Source organism: Microcoleus sp. T3_B1 (assembly GCF_036700445.1).
Taxonomy (GTDB): Bacteria; Cyanobacteriota; Cyanobacteriia; order Cyanobacteriales; family Microcoleaceae; genus Microcoleus.
Genome location: NZ_JAUBOX010000015.1, coordinates 36396 through 53756 on the forward strand (window position 1 = coordinate 36396; position 17361 = coordinate 53756).

Sequence of the window (17361 nt, forward strand, 5' to 3'; positions counted from 1 at the left end):
GAACATTTGGCTTTTCAGTCTCTTCTCAATGCCTGCGAAGTTAGCTGACGGGCTAGGACTGAGAGATGTCCTTCTCCTTAGATTTCAAAATCAAAAATTACACTCTAATTTGGCACTTTTTAACTTTGCTTTTTAATTCTGTAGAGATTCGCCCCGAAAATTGGTTCCTCCGCTCCAGCCACACGCTTGGTTTGATTCCGCAGCGCTGGATTAGGCTTGACGTTTTAAGCCAATTTAACTTAAGCTAGCACGAGCGTATTATATTGTCAATAGGTCTTGGGGAGTAGCTATTTGAGTGCGACAGAGGCCAAAAGTTGAGAGAAAATTCAAAAAGCTAATGATTAAAGTAATCTAGAAATATAAAATTACGATCGCTTACTTGATTTATATAAAAGCCATGATAGATTTTAGCCAAGCGCTACAAGATAAAATTGATATAATTACCGAAAACTGGATCGAAGCTGTTCGGAGCGACGAGGAAATCGGCACCGCCAAGCAACTCCCCTACGATTCCGTGCGCGACAGCCTTCCCATCGTACTGCAAGCGATCGTAACTATGCTGTCAGAATCAGAAGACAGCGACCTTCGGACAGTCATACAAGAAAGTTTAGACCACGGGACTGTCAGGGCCGGGCAAGGCTACGATGCCGAAGAAATTGCGCGGGAATACCGCTTGCTGCGGAGGGTAATTTTCGATGCTTTAGAGCCAGAATTGCTAAAAGGCTCAGCCGCTGAAGTGAACCGAGCTTATCGCTTAATTGACGCTGCCCTCGACGAAGCAATTGCTGACTGTTTCAAAACCTATACCCAGGCAAGATTCCAAGAACTACAGGAGTTGCAAAACCAATTGCAACTTACAAATCAAGAGCTGAGTCGCTTACTTCGCGCCAGTCAAGAGAATATATCTCACTTAGCTCACGAATTGAAAACCCCCCTCACCTCTATTATTGGCTACTCACAATTGTTTTTGCGCCAAATAAACAATCCTAGAGTTAAAGATTCGGCTCCCAATTTGGCACATATTGATAAAGTCCTCAACAACGGCAGACTATTACTTAGATTAATTAACGATACTCTCGAAATCTCGCGGTACGACACGGGACGCATAAATTTGCAGCTAAGTGCTACAAATGTGCGATCGGCGCTCGGCACTGTTGTCGAAATAATCGAGCCTTTGGCGAAAGCCAAAAATTTAGAGATCGCCCTTGAGTGCGATCCAGTTCTCGATCAAGTTATGACAGATTACTTGCGCTTGCAGCAAATTATCACCAACTTGGTGAGCAACGCCATTCGCTACACTCAAGCTGGTAATATTACCATAAAAACCGAATTATTGCCAGACCAACATTGGAGTATCTGCATCACCGATACAGGCATTGGCATTGCTTCAGAAGACTGCGATCGGATTTTTCAGCCATTTGTTCGGGCCAACAACTCCCTGGGTTCTGTGATGCCTGACAGTACCGGCTTAGGGCTAGCAATTGTCGCTCGATTAGTCAACCTCTTGCAAGGTAAAATCGAATTAGTTTCTGAAGTAGGAGTTGGCACCTCCTTCACTGTAATTTTCCCCTTAGAATTGGATGGAGTTTAGATTACTGTTAACTGTTGACTGTTGACTGTTGACTGTTAACTGTTGACTGTTAACTGTTGACTGACAACTGACAACTGACAACTGACAACTGACAACTGACAACTGACAACTGACAACTGACAACTGACTAATAACTAATAACTAATGACTAATAACTAATGACTAATGACTAATGACTTCTTTAAATCAGAAACCGAATAGTTACATAAACAGCCGCAGCCACCAATTGCACCGCCATCACAGGAAGCCCGTAACGCAGAAAAGTTTGAAAAGAAATCCGGCGTCCGTGCTGTTCAGAAATTCCCGCCGCCACTATATTAGAAGAAGCTCCTACCAAAGTGCCATTTCCGCCTAAAGTTGCTCCATACATCATCGCATAAAACAGCGGCAGCACAGCAGGTGGAAACTGCCCTGCAAAATCCGGCGCCAGCACTTCTGCCGGTGCAAGCCCGACATTGACAACATACTGTTTTAGCAGCGGCACCATCGCCACTACCAGCGGAATATTTGGCACCACACTGGACATCAAACCCACAAAAAATAACAAAACTAAAGATCCCAGAAAAATATTCTTACCTAAAATCACTGCTAATATTCCAGATATACTGGCGATGACTCCGGTTTTTTCCAAACCGCCAATCAGCACAAAGATAGACATAAAAAATAGCAGCGTGCTCCAATCTAAATCACGCAAAATATTATTAACAGAATCAATTTGGGAATGGTGAGCTAAAAGCATTGCCAAAGCAGCCCCCAACAAAGCAACGGCTGCCGGTGAAATAGGCACGGGCAGAGACTCTCCTATTACAAAAAAAGTCAGCACGAAAGCTATAATTAAGCCGCCTACTACTAAAACTCGCGGGTGATTGATTTTCGGGTGGGGCAAATGTTCCAAATCGTCTAAGTTCTTGTGCCAAATTTCGCGGAACAGCCAAGGCAACATAACTACTATCACTCCTACTGCGATCGCCCCGCCCAAACTTAACTTTAGCAGGTAATCTGCAAAGCTCATGTTAATAGCATCGCCGACAATGAATGTCGCCGGATCGCCCACGATTGTCAGCAGTCCCGAACTGTTAGCCACAAATACCATTAAAATCAGTAACGGCACAAAATCTACACCTACTTCTTCTGCCATTGGCGGAATTAATGGTGCTAGCAGCATGACTGTCGTGGCATTGGGCAAAACTGCACAAATTGGCGTAGTAATCGCGACAACACCCAGCAAGAGATTTTTGCCTTTGCCTTTAGCCAAAAGCACAATTTGAGTTGCCAAGTATTCAAATACTTTGGTAGGCTCAAAGGCTCTCACCATTACCATGACTCCGAAGAATAAGCCCAGCGTGGCGTGACTCCGACCGATATATTCGATCGCGTTGTTTAACGTCATCACGTGGGTAAACACCAGAATCACTGCTCCCAGAAATGCCGCAACTGTTAGGTGTATCCATTCTGTAATTATTAAGAAAATTACACATATAAATGTTGTTGCAGCAATCACAGCTTGTACGTTTTCCATTTATTCCCCTGAACAATTTAATACTTAAAATTAAAAACTATTAGTGTGAGGCAATGTACTACTTTATGGCTCTTCTGTCAATAGGTTGAAGGGCTGATTATCGTAGCAACACGCTGGGATCGACCCCTAGAGAGAGATCCGGCACAGGGAAAAAATCACCTCAAAACTACTTCTTTTGGCAGGGTCGCGATCGCCAGAAGTTTGGTATGGCGATCGGGCGATCCCTCAACTACAATGAAGCATAGGCAATCTCTGCCAAACTCAACCCCCACGCAGACATCATGGACTACAGCCAAGTGCTCGCCGACAAAACCGATACTATCGTCAAAAACTGGATTGAAGCAGTTCGTCAGGATCGGAAAATTGAAACCGCTGACGCCTTACCGCACTCAGCAATCGAAAATCACATACCTCACCTGCTGGCGGCGATGGTCACAGTGCTTTCCCAATATCAAAACAGCGAAATAAAACTAATAATTGAAGCCAGTTTAGATCACGGATTTCTCAGAGCAGAACAAGGCTACGACGCCGCAGAAGTAGCCCGCGAATACCATTTATTGCGTCAAGTAATATTCTCCCACTTAGAAGCCGAATTGCTAGCAGGAAGCGTCGCAGACGTATTCAGAGCTTTTCGGCTGATAGATGCCGTACTAGACGAAGCAATTGCCCAGTGTTTCAATAGCTACGTCGATCAGAGGATGCGGGAACTTCACCAAATCCAAACTCAGTTAACACTCACCAATCAAGAGCTCAATCGCCTCGTCAGCGTCAATCAAGAAAACGTCTACCATTTAGCTCACGAACTCAAAACTCCTCTCAACTCAATTATTGGTTATTCCGAACTGTTTTTGCGCCAAGAAAAATGGCAATCTGAAATCAAAGATACCCTCCCCGGCATCGAACACATCGAGCGAGTATTACGCAACGGCAGACAGTTGCTTCGCATGATTAATGACACACTAGAACTTTCTCGTGCCAATGCCGGAAAAATTAAACTTAACCTGCAGCGAACTAATGTACAATCTGTAATTAACACCGTACTAGAGATAATGCAGCCAATTGCTGATGCTAAAGGATTAAAGCTCGCTGTTACCAGCGACTGCGGCCCAACACAAGTAATCTCCGACTCTGGGCGGCTGCAACAAATTCTGATCAACCTGGTGAGCAATGCCATTCGCTATACAGAATCTGGTAGCATTGAATTAAGTTGCCGCCCTGCTGGAGAAGGAAATTGGGCGATCGCAATTACAGATACCGGCATTGGCATCGCCCCCGAAGATACAAAGCGCATCTTTGACCCCTTCTTTCAAGCAGGAGAAGCAGGCAAACAGCTCTTTCCCACCGAAAGCACTGGCCTGGGATTAGCAATAGTATCGCGGCTCGTCTCGCTGCTGCAAGGCAAAATCGAGTTAGTATCAGAAATAGGAGTTGGCTCAACTTTTACCGTGATTCTGCCCCAAGAAGTTAAAGTCCTCCAAGAAGTAAGCTAAACATTAAGTTCAAATTTTTACATCCGAAAATCCTATGCCTGCAGCCAACCTTAGCCCTTCCACCACAGCCTTTCCCCTCACCGCCGTAGTCGGGCAAGAAGCAATCAAATTAGCCCTGCTGTTAGCAGCAGTCGATCCCGGATTGGGAGGAGTTGCGATCGCAGGCCGCCGCGGTACAGCAAAATCAGTAATGGCCCGCGCCTTGCACTCATTACTGCCACCCATTGAAATTGTTAAAGATTCTTTTTGCAACGCCGAACCTAATGAAATTATTGCCGAACAGGCATCAGGCTTGTTACCAGAAAATGGCGGGCAAGATGCCCACACCACCGATACTAATTCCTTAAATACTGAAATAATTCCCACACCATTCATTCAAATTCCTTTGGGTGTCACCGAAGACCGACTCTTAGGTTCCGTCGATGTCGAACAATCAGTAAAATTCGGCCAAACCGTATTTCAACCCGGACTCTTAGCCCAAGCAAATCGAGGCGTACTTTATGTAGACGAAATTAACCTCCTCGACGACAACATTTCCAACCAATTGCTAACAGTATTAACCGAAGGACGCAACCAAATAGAACGCGAAGGCATTAGCTTTCAACACCCCTGCAAACCTCTATTTATCGCCACATACAACCCCGAAGAAGGGCCGCTGAGAGAACATTTGCTCGATCGCATCGCGATCGTACTTTCAGCCGACGCAGCACTCGAACTAGAAGAAAGAGTCTATGCAGTAGAACAAGCTTTATCCTACTCCCGATCCCCCCAAGAATTTCTCAATCAATACAGCGAAGACACCGACAACCTCAAAACCCAAATCATCCTAGCCAGAGAATGGCTCAAAGATGTCAGTATTAAACGCGAACAAATTGCCTACCTAGTAGAAGAAGCCATCCGGGGCGGCGTTCAAGGACACCGCGCCGAAATATTCGCAGTCCGCGTCGCCAAAGCCGCCGCCGCCATCGAAGGACGCACAGAAGTTAACGCCGAAGACCTGCGCCGCGCCGTAGAATTAGTCATCGTACCCCGCGCCACCATCATCCAAACTCCCCCAGACGAAAACTCTCCTCCTCCTCCCCCTCCACCGCCTCCCCAAAAGCAGTCAGAACAAGAACAAGACGAACCAGAAAACGAGCAAGAAGACGAAGAAGACCAAGAGGATGAAGACAACCCGGAACCTGAAGAAGAACCAGAAAAAGATACCATTCCCGAAGAATTTCTCTTCGACCCCGAAGGCGTAATTCTCGACCCCAGCGTGCTTTTATTCGCCCAACAATCCGCCAACAAACAAGGCAAATCGGGCAGCCGCAGCACCATTTTCTCCGAAGATAGAGGCCGTTACGTCAAGCCAGTCTTACCCAAAGGCCCCGTCCGCCGCATCGCCGTTGACGCTACCCTCCGAGCCGCCGCACCTTACCAAAAAGCCCGTCGCGACAGGAATTCTAACCCCCCCCAACCCCCCCTTAGTAAGGGGGGGCAACAGGCGAGTCAACCCCCCCTTGGTAACGGGGGGCAACAGGCGAGTCAACCCCCCCTTGGTAACGGGGGGCAACAGGCGAGTCAACCCCCCCTTAGTAACGGGGGGCAACAGGCGAGTCAACCCCCCCTTAGCAAGGGGGGGCAAGGGGGGGTTGAACGCCGTGTATTTGTGGAACAGGGAGACATTCGGGCGAAGCGCTTGGCCAGAAAAGCTGGAGCTTTAGTCGTATTTGTCGTCGATGCCTCCGGTTCGATGGCCCTCAACCGAATGCAGTCGGCCAAAGGTGCAGTCATGCAGCTACTCACAGAAGCTTATCAAAGCCGCGACCAAGTTGCTCTCATTCCCTTTCGCGGAGAACAAGCAGAAGTGCTGCTACCGCCCACTCGCTCCATAGCCTTAGCCCGCAAGCGTTTGGAACGTTTGCCCTGCGGTGGCGGTTCTCCCCTGGCCCACGGTTTGACTCAAGCAGTGCGGGTGGGAGTCAACGCGCGGCAGTCTGGAGATATCGGTCAAGTTGCGATTGTCGCCATTACTGACGGACGCGGTAATATTCCTTTGGCTCGTTCTTTGGGCGAACCGATTGTAGAAGGAGAAAAGCCTGATATTAAAAAGGAATTGTTAGAAATTGCTGCCAAAATTCGTGGGTTGGGAATGCAGTTGCTGGTGATTGATACCGAGAGCAAGTTTATTTCGACTGGCTTTGCGAAGGAATTGGCCAAGACTTCTGGAGGGAAATACTATCACTTGCCGAAAGCTACCGAACAGTCGATCGCAGCTATGACTAAAAATGCTCTGCGCGACGCGATCGGCTAAAATCCTGATACCCGGATTTATCTGCGTTTATCCGCGTTTATCTGCGGTTAAAAATCCAAAAATTAGACTTTTTGCCCAAAGTCTAATTTTTAACTCTCACTCTCCGGCGAGTCAGCGCCAGCGAACCCGCAACTAAACCCAACCCTACCACCGTCGAAGGCTCAGGAATTCTGGCGGGGAGAGACTCCCGGCTTGGCGTTGCCTGGTTCTGGCTGGAAGAATTTGTACCTTGGGGGAGTTGACCGCTATTCTGGGCCAGCAGCAAATATTCTGAACCCTGCCCTGAAGTAGCGGTATAAACGGCTCGGAAATTAGCTGCAACGGCAGCTTGACCGCCGGAGATAACGGCGGCGGCAGCCAATAAAATCCCGGCTGTAGGTGGCAATAATTTGCGCTCAAAAAATGTGGTCATTGGACATTACCTATTTAGCACTTTGTCGATAGAACTCGATCTATTCATTAATTTTCCGGGTATCCTCTGTCTAAGCTACCTTAGCCATTAACGGAACCGATTTTAGATTTTAGATTTTAGATTTTAGATTTTAGATTTTAGATTATTGAAGTTTCTGGCCCCTAGTTTCAACTAAGTCGCAAATCAAAAACCTAAAATCAACTGTGGCCCCTGTCTCTAGCATATACTCCTTAATCTCCAATCGTAAATCCCCAATCCAAAATTGATTGACTTCAGCTATCTGCGATCTGATAGACTTTAAGCTGGCCCCTGGCCGCAGATAGCGCCGGCCCTTTAACCTCAATTATAGCTTTGCCGCGACGCGCAACGCTGCGAGACAGCGACACGACACATACCTGTACGCAGTCGATTATAAACAATCGATCCCTGCTTGGGAGTGATTTCACCCCCCTTCTTTATCAAATCTTTAAACTCTTTCAGGTTTTGCAAACAAAGTGTAAAGCTGTCAAAATAGAGATAGCAATTCTCAGCCAACATTAGGTAAATCCTCGTGAGTAACACTAGCAATTTCCGCGAAGCCGTGCGCGAGGCCAAAAACCACGCGCTAGTAGGCCCCAACGTCATCTCCAACGCTCTCCCCTTCGTGGGCGGCGGACTTGTCTTAACTGCTGTCGGCACCTACGGCGGCCTCGGAGTGATTCGTAACTATCCCGGGATCTTTTTCCCCACATTCATCGCTGCGATCGTCGTAGAATTAATTCTATTCTTCGTCGCCCGCGCCGCCGCCGAACAAGGCAACAAAAATACCGCTTTGCCCCTGCTGGCAACCTACAGCCTGCTTTCCGGCTACACCCTCAGCGGATTGGTATTTACAGCCCTCAGAACCCAAGGTGTCGGCATCTCCGGCATCGCTTTTGCCGCACTCGGATGCGGCATTACCTTCATCGCCGCCCGCCAAATTGGCTCCAACCTTTCTGAACAAGACGGCATGGCCCTCACCAAAACTATCAGTTTAGGTGTCATTGCTTTGTTAGTCGTAGTTGGCGGTCAGTTTCTGCTCTCTCTATTTGGCGTCTACACCCCAACCTGGTTGGAAATTGGGATTTCTGGCGTCGGCGTGTTTATATTTGCCGGCGCTGCGATCGTCGATTTTTACATATTACCCCGCACCTACCGCGACGACCAGTATTTGCCCGCCGCTCTGTCGATGTACTTGACCTACATCAACTTGTTCATTTTCATTCTGCGCCTGCTGATTGCTCTCAACGGCCGGGATTAATTGAAACTTTAGCTTAAAAAAACCGCGGATCGATCGACATCGGGCCGCGGTTTTTGATTAAGATTTACCACCAAGATAGTCGTCATCGCGTCCTCTGTCCCTTATTTAAAAAACTTATATCATGTCCGCAGGCGACAGACATGAAGTATAATGTTACTTTTTAATCACTCTATCAAAGGTCTTGTTATCTAATTCTGTCGAGCGCGATTTCAATATTAATCACAAATTAATTGGGGAAAACTCATGTACTTAAAATATGAAGATATCAGGAGAGTCAGCGTAGAAATTACCTCCAGGTGCAATGCAGCTTGCCCGCAGTGTCCCCGCACCGACAACCCGATTTTGCCGGGGGCAGAATTAAAGATGGAGGATATTGAGAGAATTTTCCCACAAGAGTTTTGCTCTCAGTTGGATTTGGTTTATATGTGCGGCAACTACGGCGATGCTATGACTAGCAATACCACAATTCCGGCGATCGAGTATTTGCACCGCATGGGAGTTCCTCAAATCGGGCTTTATACTAATGGTAGCGGACGCAATCCCGACTGGTGGCAAGCCCTGGCAAAGGCGATGACAGGAGAAAACGACAGCGTAACTTTTAGTATCGACGGGTTGGCCGATACTAACAGCATCTACCGCCAAAATACCAACTGGGACAGGATAATGCAGTCGGTTAATGCCTTTATCCAAGCAGGCGGAAAAGCTGTATGGCACTACTTGATATTTGAACACAACCAGCACCAAGTAGAAGCAGCGCGGGATTTAGCCCAACAATTAGGATTTGTCGAGTTTGTACCGAAAGCAACCTCTCGTTTTGTGGCGAAAGAGATCTATGAGAAAGAGTCCGCAAATCAACAGCCTCAGAAGGCAGAAAACTCTCCGGTAGAGGCTAAGAGCGATCGCCCAAACCAACCAGCAACCGCTAATGTGTCAGCCCCTCAAAATCAAACACAGACCGCTGTTGGCTTGCACAAACAAGCTGAGGACTGTTTGAAACAAGGAAAGCTCTCAGAGGCGATCGCAGCCTGCCAACAAGCCCTAAAAATTCAACCTAATTTTGCAGCAGCCTGGAAAACTTTGGGCAATGCTGTTCAAGGTTTGGGGAAGATGCAAGCAGCAGCAGACTGTTACGCCAAGGCACTTAAAATTCAGCCTGATTTTCCAGAAGTTTATGCTAATGTCGGCAGTCTTTATGCTCAACAGCAACAGTGGCAGCCAGCTAGTGCTTATTACCAAAAGGCGATCGAGCTTAAACCAAATTTTGCAGGAGCTTATCGCAATTTAGCTAAAGTCTTGACGCAGTTGGGGCAACCAGAAAAAGCCAATTATGCTTGGTATCAAGCTATAGCTATCGAAACATCTCAAGCACCAGAACCAACTCCTTCTGTCCCATCAAAGCCAGCCAGCGAAGAACTTCAACCCCCATCGTTGGAACAATATAAAAATCCCCAGGGAGACCAATTTATCCAAGCGGTAGAAAAATTTGGTAGCCTAAACAATTACTACCGAAATGTAGAAATTAGCTGTCAAACTCAAGCCAGCAAAGAGATTTTCATCAGTTTTGAAGCGGAACTCTGGCCTTGCTGTTGGGTAAGCCATACTAAATACGCTGTTTATAACCACACTTACAGACCGCAAATGCTGGCTTTAATTGAAAAGTACGGAAATGGTTTTAATTCTCTCAGAACTCAATCGGTGAAAGATGCGATCGCCAGAGATTGGTTTCGCGAAGACCTCACAAAAAGTTTTTCCTGTTCTAAAAGGTTGGACGTATGCGCTCACGAATGCGGTAAAACTTTCAATTCAACAGGTTCGCAGTATATCTAAGAAGGAAGAACACGGATTTGGACACGGATACACGGATTAATTGCTGAAATGTCGAAATTTCTGCTAAACTGCAAAAATGCAGCCCACAACTAGGAGAACTAACCGTGGAAATTCTACACATAAAACACCATATCGAAACTTTGTCCGATCGCCTAACGGGTCTACAAGACTGTCTTTAGCTCAGCATTAACCGCCGAGAGCCAAAAGTTACAACAGCTAGCAGCACAGCCGAAATCGGGCAACAGCATCAATACAGGCGAACGGCTACTCCAAGAACTAGACGCACTCCAATCCTACCAGGCAAAACTCAACCAGTGCCAAACAATTTTGGCAGATGCTACAGCAGCACTGGAGTTACTCGAATTTCAAGCTGACGAGGAATTAGAGCAAGAACTTCAAACTAATTTAGCTCAACTCAACTGCTCTCTCGAAGAGTATGAATTAGAGCAATCCTTGAGCGGGCCTTGCGACAAAAATGGAGCCTACCTGATAATTAGTGCACCAATAGATGACTTAGATGCTCTAGACTGGGCACAAATGTTGCTGAGAATGTATGCTCATTGGGGACAAAACCGAGGCTATAGAGTTATGTTGGTTGAAGATTCCCTATTGGAGTATGTAAAAATTAATTCTGCTATTTTGGAAATAGGAGGAGTTAATTCTCTAACTTTGGCAATAGACGGACGTTTCGCTTACGGCTATCTAAAGTCAGAAACCGGGGTGCATCTACTGAAACGTACATCGCCTTTTAATATTACCAGAAAGCAGGCGAGTTCAGCGACGGTGGAAGTTGTGCCAATGTATGTGGAACTGGAGATTCCACAGCAGGATTTAGAATTAATAATCTTGCCTCCTCCCTACGTGAGGTGTGTAGTCCGAACTTTGGTGAGGATTGTTCACATTCCTACTGGTATTTCTGCAATATCTGGGGAGGAGCGGAGTCGATTGCAAAATAGAGAAAGGGCTTTGGCGCTTCTCAAAAGCAAACTGTTTGCTATTATGCAAAGACAAGGAGTTCAACAGCTTGCAGACATTCAGGTTGCTCGCCTAAAAACAGTCCTTAACCAACCAATTCGGGAATATCAATTTGCCAGCGACAGCGCGAACCAGGGCAAAGTTTGGGATCTGCGTACAGGAATCCAAACAACAGCCGTCGCCGAGGTGCTCGACGGCAAACTTGACTCATTTATCAAAGCTGGTGTGCTACTGAAAAATTGATTTGCACATTTAGAGCAACATTTCAGCTAAACTCAAAAATACACCCCACAACGCCGGAGAACTGACAGTGGAAATTCTACACATCAAACACAACATCGAAACATTGTCCGATCGCCTAACGGGTCTACAAGACTGTCTTTAGCTCAGCATTAACCGCCGAGAGCCAAAAGTTACAACAGCTAGCAGCACAGCCGAAATCGGGCAACAGCATCAATACAGGCGAACGGCTACTCCAAGAACTAGACGCACTCCAATCCTACCAGGCAAAACTCAACCAGTGCCAAACAATTTTGGCAGATGCTACAGCAGCACTGGAGTTACTCGAATTTCAAGCTGACGAGGAATTAGAGCAAGAACTTCAAACTAATTTAGCTCAACTTAACTGCTCTCTCGAAGAGTATGAATTAGAGCAATCCTTGAGCGGGCCTTGCGACAAAAATGGAGCCTACCTGATAATTAATACAGCAATAGATGACCTAGATGCTCAAGACTGGGCAGAAATGTTGCGGAGAATGTATTATCGTTGGGGAGAAAACCGAGGCTATAAAGTTGCGGATGTTGAAGGTTCCCTATTGGAGTATCTAGAAATTAATTCTGCAATTTTGGTAAGAGGAGGAGTTAATTCTGTAACTTTGGCAATAGAGGGACGTTACGCTTACGGCTATCTAAAGTCAGAAACCGGAGTGCATCTACTGAAACGTACATCGCCTTTTAATATTACCAGAAAGCAGGCGAGTTCAGCGACGGTGGAAGTTGTGCCCATGTATGTGGAACTGGAGATTCCACAGCAGGATTTAGAGTTAATAATCTTGCCTCGTAGCAACCTGAAGAGTAGTGACCCACTCGAAAGTTGGGTGAGGATTGTTCATGTTCCTACTGGTATTTCTGCAATATCTGGGGAGGAGCGGAGTCGATTGCAAAATAGAAAAAAGGCTTTGGCGGTTCTCACCAGCAAACTGTTTGCTATTATGCAAAGACAAGGAGTTCAACAGCTTGCAGATATTCAGGGCGAGATCCTAAAAACAGTCCTTAACCAACCAATTCGGGAATATCAATTTGCCAGCGACAGCGCGAACCAGGGCAAAGTTTGGGATCTGCGTACAGGAATCCAAACAACAGCCGTCGCCGAGGTGCTCGACGGCAAACTTGACTCATTTATCAAAGCTGGTGTGCTACTGAAAAATTGATTTGCACATTTAGAGCAAAATTTCAGCTAAACTCAAAAATACACCCCACAACGCCGGAGAACTAACAGTGGAAGTTCTAGACATCAAACACAATATCGAAACTTTGTCCGATCGACTGGGTGCAACCCAGGACTATCTTTGACATCCCCGCACTTACAGCGAAAATTCAAGATTTAGAGCAAATCTGCGCCCAACCAGCATTTTGGGACGACCAAGATCGAGCCCAAGAAACCCTGCAAGAACTTAATGACTTCAAATCTCACTTAGACCAATATCGCGGCTGGCAAACGAGCTTGGAAGATGCTAAAGCTATTTTAGAACTGCTGGAGTTAGAAGCCGATGAGTCCCTGTTCCAAGAAGCCTCATCGAGTCTTTCTCAGTTAACCCGCGAACTCGACCAGTGGGAACTGCAACAATTACTATCTGGGCCCTACGACGAAGGCGGCGCTGTTTTGACAATTAACGCCGGGGCCGGCGGCACGGATGCTCAAGATTGGGCCGAAATGCTGCTGCGGATGTACACCCGCTGGGGGGAAAGTCAAGGTTACAAAGTACATTTAATGGAAATTTCCGAGGGAGAGGAAGCAGGTGTTAAATCGGCTTCTTTGGAAATTGTCGGCCGCTACGCTTACGGTTATATGCGATCGGAAAAAGGCACTCACCGCTTGGTCAGAATTTCGCCTTTTAATGCTAATGACAAGCGTCAAACCAGTTTTGCTGGCGTTGAAGTGATGCCAATTCTCGATCGATCCGTCAAGTTGGACATTCCCGAAAAGGATTTGGAAATCACGACTTCCCGCGCTGGCGGCAAGGGCGGGCAAAATGTTAACAAGGTAGAAACCGCAGTCCGCATCGTTCACCTTCCTACCGGCTTGGCCGTCCGCTGCACAGAAGAACGCAGTCAGTTGCAAAATAAGGAAAAAGCTCTGGCATTACTCAAGGCTAGGCTGTTGGTGGTTGCTAAGGAACAGCGGGCTTCGGAAATTGCCGAGATTCGCGGCGACATGGTAGAGGCAGCTTGGGGCAACCAAATTCGCAATTATGTTTTTCACCCATACCAAATGGTCAAGGATTTGCGTACTGGAGTGGAAACAACCGCCATCGCAGATGTAATGAACGGCGAATTAGACCCGTTTATTCAAGCTTACCTGCGGCAGGAAAATCAGTTGGTCAGTAGTCAGTAGTCAATTGACAGTAGTCAGTAGTCAGTAGTCAGTAGTCAGTAGTCAGTTGACAGTAGTCAGTAGTCAGTAGTCAGTAGTCAATGAGGACTTCAGTCCGCAAAAAAGCAGGACTTGTATTCCTCACTAGGAAAATTTGGGTTTGTAGTGAGGACTTCAGTCCGCAAAAAAGAAGGACTGAAGTCCTCACTACGAACCAATTTTCTGGTATGATTTTTGGGTTTTGGTCGATCTCCCGACCTTCAACAGGTCGCGCGGCCAAAAAGCTTGATATGATAAAACTTGATCTACCGAACAAAAGGAGAAATAATGACCCAAGTTGTAATAGGCGAAAATGAAGGGATTGAGTCAGCCCTGCGACGGTTTAAGCGACAAGTTTCTAAAGCGGGCATTTTCCCCGACATGAGAAAGCACCGCCACTTTGAAACCCCGTTGGAAAAGCAGAAGCGCAAAGCTATTGCCAGAAGGACTAAGAGACGCTTCCACCGCAACAACAAACCCTAGAATTATTAGCACTAAATTGATTCGGCAGATATAATGCCTTGCGATTCTAGTACCGCAGCGACTCGGAGAATCACCGCTTCGCTGTAGGGAGCACCAATAATTTGTACCCCCAAGGGCAAAGCGCCGGGCCGCTGTACGGGCACGCAAAGAACGGGCAAGCCAATAAATGATAGGGGTTGGGTGAACAGTCCGAGATTGGGACGCACTAAGATTTCTTGTCCGGCTATTACCATTTTCTCGACGCCAATTTCAGGGGCAGCTATCGGGGTTGCGGGTGCGAGGATGATGTCTGTGTGTTGGAATATTTCGCGAATTCGATCGCGGTACCACTGTCTGAATCTCTGCGCTTGCAAGTACCAAGTCGCAGGGATCAGGGTGCCCGCTAAAAAGCGATCGCGCGTCGCCGGATCGAAGTCTTGAGGGCGCGATCGCAAATTGTCTAAATGCAAGTTTCCGCCCTCGCAGGCGGTAATGATAAATGCAGCAGCCCTGGCGCGATCGGATTCCGGTATGCTGACAGTCGCAAGCCCCCCTATTTTTGGGGGGTTTGTTGTTTTTTCTGTCCGCATACCACAATCTAAGACATTTGTCAAGGCTTTAGCAACTATTTCTACAGCATCCATTGCTTCCGGTGCGGCCCCTGTAGCGAAATACCCGTCAGCAACAGCAATTCGCAATCCTTCGATGCCTTGATTCAACTGCGGCGAACAAAGTTCTGGCGGGCGTGGAGTGCAAACTGGGTCACGAGAATCAGGGCCTTGCAGGATATCGTACAGCAGCGCCATATCTCTGATCGATCGGCCAAACGGCCCGACACAATCCAAACTACTCGAAAATAAATAAGCGCCAGCCCTCGACAAACGGCCGTAAGTAGGCTTAAACCCAAAGACACCGCACAAAGCAGCCGGTACGCGGATGGAACCGTTAGTATCAGAACCGAGGGTGATGGGTACAAAACCGGCGGCGACTGCTGCTGCGGAACCGCCGCTGGAACCGCCGGCGATGCGCGTAGTATCGCGGGGATTGCGAGTCGGCCCGTAGTGGCTGTTTTCGGTGACAAAACCGTAGGCGTACTCGTCCATGTTGAGAGTACCTACGAGCACAGCCCCGGCTTGTTTTAGTCGGGCGACCACCGCCGCGTCCTGGGTAGCCGGAGGATTGTCAGCGTTGATTTTTGACCCAGCTAGAGTAGTAATTCCGCCGATGTCGTACAGGTTTTTGACTGCGAAGGGAACGCCTGCTAAAGGGCCTGGGTTTTGGTTATTTGCGATCGAATTATCTATATTTTCGGCTGCTGCGAGTGCGCTTGATGCAGTGATGGCAGTAAAGCAATTAAAAGCTTTATCCTTAACAGCAATCCGTTCCAAAGCAGCACTTACCGCCTCTGTAGCCGTAACCTTACCACATTTAACAGCCGCTGCCGTAGCAACCGCATCCGCCTTATCTAAAAAACTTCTGCGTTCATCTGCGTTCATCTGCCCTCATCTGCGGTTAAAAATCTAAGGTTCAAACACCGGCGCGACTTCTACTTCTGGGGGTAAAGGGAATTCAGTAACGAGTCGGGCGATCGCAGCTATTCTCTCGAAGTTTACCACAACACCGGGGCGGTGTTCCGGGTCTAAGGGTAAGTTTATCAGTTCAGCGGTGCGATCGACATATTCTTCTATATTTGTCATTAGTCCATCCCAAACAACATCAGCGTTCATCCGCGTACATCTGCCCTCATCTGCGGTTGAAAATCTAAGGTTCAGATATAGGTGCGATCGATTATTGTATTGTAATCGCGATCGGGCAGTCAGTTATTATTGCTCAGTTTTTTGTATTCCTCGGATTGTCTGATATCATCTAAAGGAGATTTAGGCTCTAGTGGTTCATCAGGACAAAACTTTATAGATGTCTGCGTTTCCCAAGAATCTAAATTAAAATTAACTTCGATTTGAACCTTTCCTTTTTGCCAACCCTTGGAACCAATTTTGAGAATTTGACACTCTATTCCTTCTTGAGGAGAGTTCCAGTTTATATCCCCTCCCCTAATTTTCGTCTCTTCATTAATAGGCAGCTCTTTCATCAATTCAATTATCCGCTTCTGAAGTTTGTTAACTTCTACTGCATTAGCCTCCAATAATATATTTCTAAACTTGCTGGCTGCTAGCTCTTTAAACCGGCGCACCGTAAAAGTAGCTTTATTGAATAGCAAAACATCATCATCGCCGTCTAGTGTCTCATATTTTTTATGGGCTTCAATCTTTTCGTTCATTTTTTTACAAAATTCGGGTTCTTCCTCTTCAATACCATTTCCCGCTATCTTAGTCAAGCTCGTAAAAAAATAAATTAACTCTTGGACTTTTCCCACTCAAACACTGACAGTTTCCCGCAACTTCTCAACGGCAACATCCAGCGGAGGCAAATCAAAATCCTCAGCATCCATCAATTCCTTAACCTTCTCAAAAATCTCAACCTCCGCCTCTTCCTGGTCCGTCAGCTTATCATAAAAATAAGGGTCAGTAAACCACTGCTCAAAAGCAAACCTTAACACCCCATTCGGGTCAAGCATAAACTGCCAATACTTAGAAACTCGGTTATCAACTACTTCAAACAGCGGTGCCGGAGTCTGTATGGGATAATAGGTGTAATTATCATCACAAATATAGTACCAAACTATTCCCTGCCACGATCGGATTGCATAAACAACATATTCCTTACCTATAGTTAGTGGCAACTCAACTTTTCTAGTGTAACCGCGTGGCGGATCTATATATTTCTCCGGGAGAGATTCACCCCTATTAGCAATACAGCGAATTTTCATTATTTTCCCAATTTCTCGTTATTGCAGATTTATTGTTACTTTTTAGCAATA

The 17361-nt window shown here is 46.7% G+C and carries 15 protein-coding genes, 1 pseudogene and 1 riboswitch; of the genes and pseudogenes, 10 read left to right on the plus strand and 6 right to left on the minus strand.

The features are described 5' to 3' along the window. Positions 1–14 precede the first annotated feature (14 nt). Positions 15–227: riboswitch (cyclic di-AMP (ydaO/yuaA leader) on the minus strand. 170 nt (positions 228–397) lie between these two features. After that, a complete protein-coding gene (locus QT990_RS10790) occupies positions 398–1591 on the plus strand; it encodes a sensor histidine kinase (protein ID WP_333465231.1) in 1194 nt (397 codons plus the stop codon). A gap of 181 nt (positions 1592–1772) precedes the next feature. Here the strand turns inward: QT990_RS10790 and QT990_RS10795 are convergent, their stop codons facing one another. Further along, entirely contained in the window at positions 1773–3110 is a 1338-nt protein-coding gene (locus QT990_RS10795; RefSeq protein WP_333142133.1) for an ArsB/NhaD family transporter, read from the minus strand. 281 nt (positions 3111–3391) lie between these two features. On the opposite strand from QT990_RS10795, the gene QT990_RS10800 reads away from it, so the two are divergent. Together QT990_RS10800 and QT990_RS10805 are read left to right on the plus strand one after the other, a co-directional pair. Further along, positions 3392–4600 carry a HAMP domain-containing sensor histidine kinase gene (locus QT990_RS10800; protein WP_333142132.1) on the plus strand — a complete coding sequence of 403 codons (1209 nt, stop codon included), beginning with the start codon at positions 3392–3394 and terminating at the stop codon, positions 4598–4600. A 34-nt stretch (positions 4601–4634) separates the two neighbouring features. Continuing rightward, positions 4635–6896, plus strand: a complete 2262-nt coding sequence (locus QT990_RS10805) for a VWA domain-containing protein (protein ID WP_333465232.1) — start codon at positions 4635–4637, stop codon at positions 6894–6896. An 82-nt stretch (positions 6897–6978) separates the two neighbouring features. Here QT990_RS10805 and QT990_RS10810 read toward each other — a convergent pair whose 3' ends face one another. Continuing rightward, complete coding sequence (locus tag QT990_RS10810; protein WP_333105776.1) at positions 6979–7308, minus strand: PEP-CTERM sorting domain-containing protein; 330 nt, start codon at positions 7306–7308, stop codon at positions 6979–6981. A 550-nt stretch (positions 7309–7858) separates the two neighbouring features. Here QT990_RS10810 and QT990_RS10815 point away from each other — a divergent pair. From QT990_RS10815 to rpsU, 7 genes and pseudogenes are all read left to right on the plus strand, one after another. Further along, entirely contained in the window at positions 7859–8587 is a 729-nt protein-coding gene (locus QT990_RS10815) for a Bax inhibitor-1 family protein (RefSeq protein WP_333465233.1), read from the plus strand. A gap of 243 nt (positions 8588–8830) precedes the next feature. Next, the gene (locus QT990_RS10820) at positions 8831–10414 is read left to right on the plus strand and encodes a tetratricopeptide repeat protein (RefSeq protein ID WP_333142129.1); all 1584 of its coding nucleotides are present in this window, start codon (positions 8831–8833) and stop codon (positions 10412–10414) included. A 201-nt stretch (positions 10415–10615) separates the two neighbouring features. Then, positions 10616–11188: pseudogene (locus tag QT990_RS10825) on the plus strand (PCRF domain-containing protein); the annotation flags it as partial. A gap of 24 nt (positions 11189–11212) precedes the next feature. Beyond that, positions 11213–11632, plus strand: coding sequence for a peptide chain release factor-like protein (locus tag QT990_RS10830; protein ID WP_333465252.1), 420 nt, complete (start codon positions 11213–11215; stop codon positions 11630–11632). A 67-nt stretch (positions 11633–11699) separates the two neighbouring features. Then, positions 11700–12819 (plus strand): PCRF domain-containing protein gene (locus QT990_RS35810; RefSeq protein WP_445300664.1). Its coding sequence is split into 2 segments (ribosomal slippage): positions 11700–11773 and positions 11772–12819, totalling 1122 coding nucleotides; the frame shifts between segments, so codons are not numbered across the junction. Between the two features lie 67 nt (positions 12820–12886). Then, a protein-coding gene (gene prfB / locus QT990_RS10845) for a peptide chain release factor 2 (RefSeq protein WP_333142128.1) occupies positions 12887–14003 on the plus strand; the annotation gives its coding sequence in 2 pieces (ribosomal slippage) (positions 12887–12958 and positions 12960–14003; 1116 coding nt in all). A 306-nt stretch (positions 14004–14309) separates the two neighbouring features. Further along, the gene (gene rpsU / locus QT990_RS10850; protein WP_006632476.1) at positions 14310–14504 is read left to right on the plus strand and encodes a 30S ribosomal protein S21; all 195 of its coding nucleotides are present in this window, start codon (positions 14310–14312) and stop codon (positions 14502–14504) included. Between the two features lie 11 nt (positions 14505–14515). Here the strand turns inward: rpsU and QT990_RS10855 are convergent, their stop codons facing one another. The 4 genes from QT990_RS10855 to QT990_RS10870 form a co-directional block, all read right to left on the minus strand. Next, positions 14516–15979 carry an AtzE family amidohydrolase gene (locus QT990_RS10855; protein WP_333465234.1) on the minus strand — a complete coding sequence of 488 codons (1464 nt, stop codon included), beginning with the start codon at positions 15977–15979 and terminating at the stop codon, positions 14516–14518. 24 nt (positions 15980–16003) lie between these two features. Beyond that, positions 16004–16180: a DUF4089 domain-containing protein gene (locus QT990_RS10860; RefSeq protein ID WP_333123882.1), complete on the minus strand. Its 177-nt coding sequence runs from the start codon at positions 16178–16180 to the stop codon at positions 16004–16006. A 119-nt stretch (positions 16181–16299) separates the two neighbouring features. Further along, entirely contained in the window at positions 16300–16857 is a 558-nt protein-coding gene (locus QT990_RS10865; protein ID WP_333142126.1) for a KGK domain-containing protein, read from the minus strand. Beyond that, positions 16858–17310, minus strand: coding sequence for a hypothetical protein (locus QT990_RS10870; protein ID WP_333142125.1), 453 nt, complete (start codon positions 17308–17310; stop codon positions 16858–16860). Positions 17311–17361: the final 51 nt, after the last annotated feature.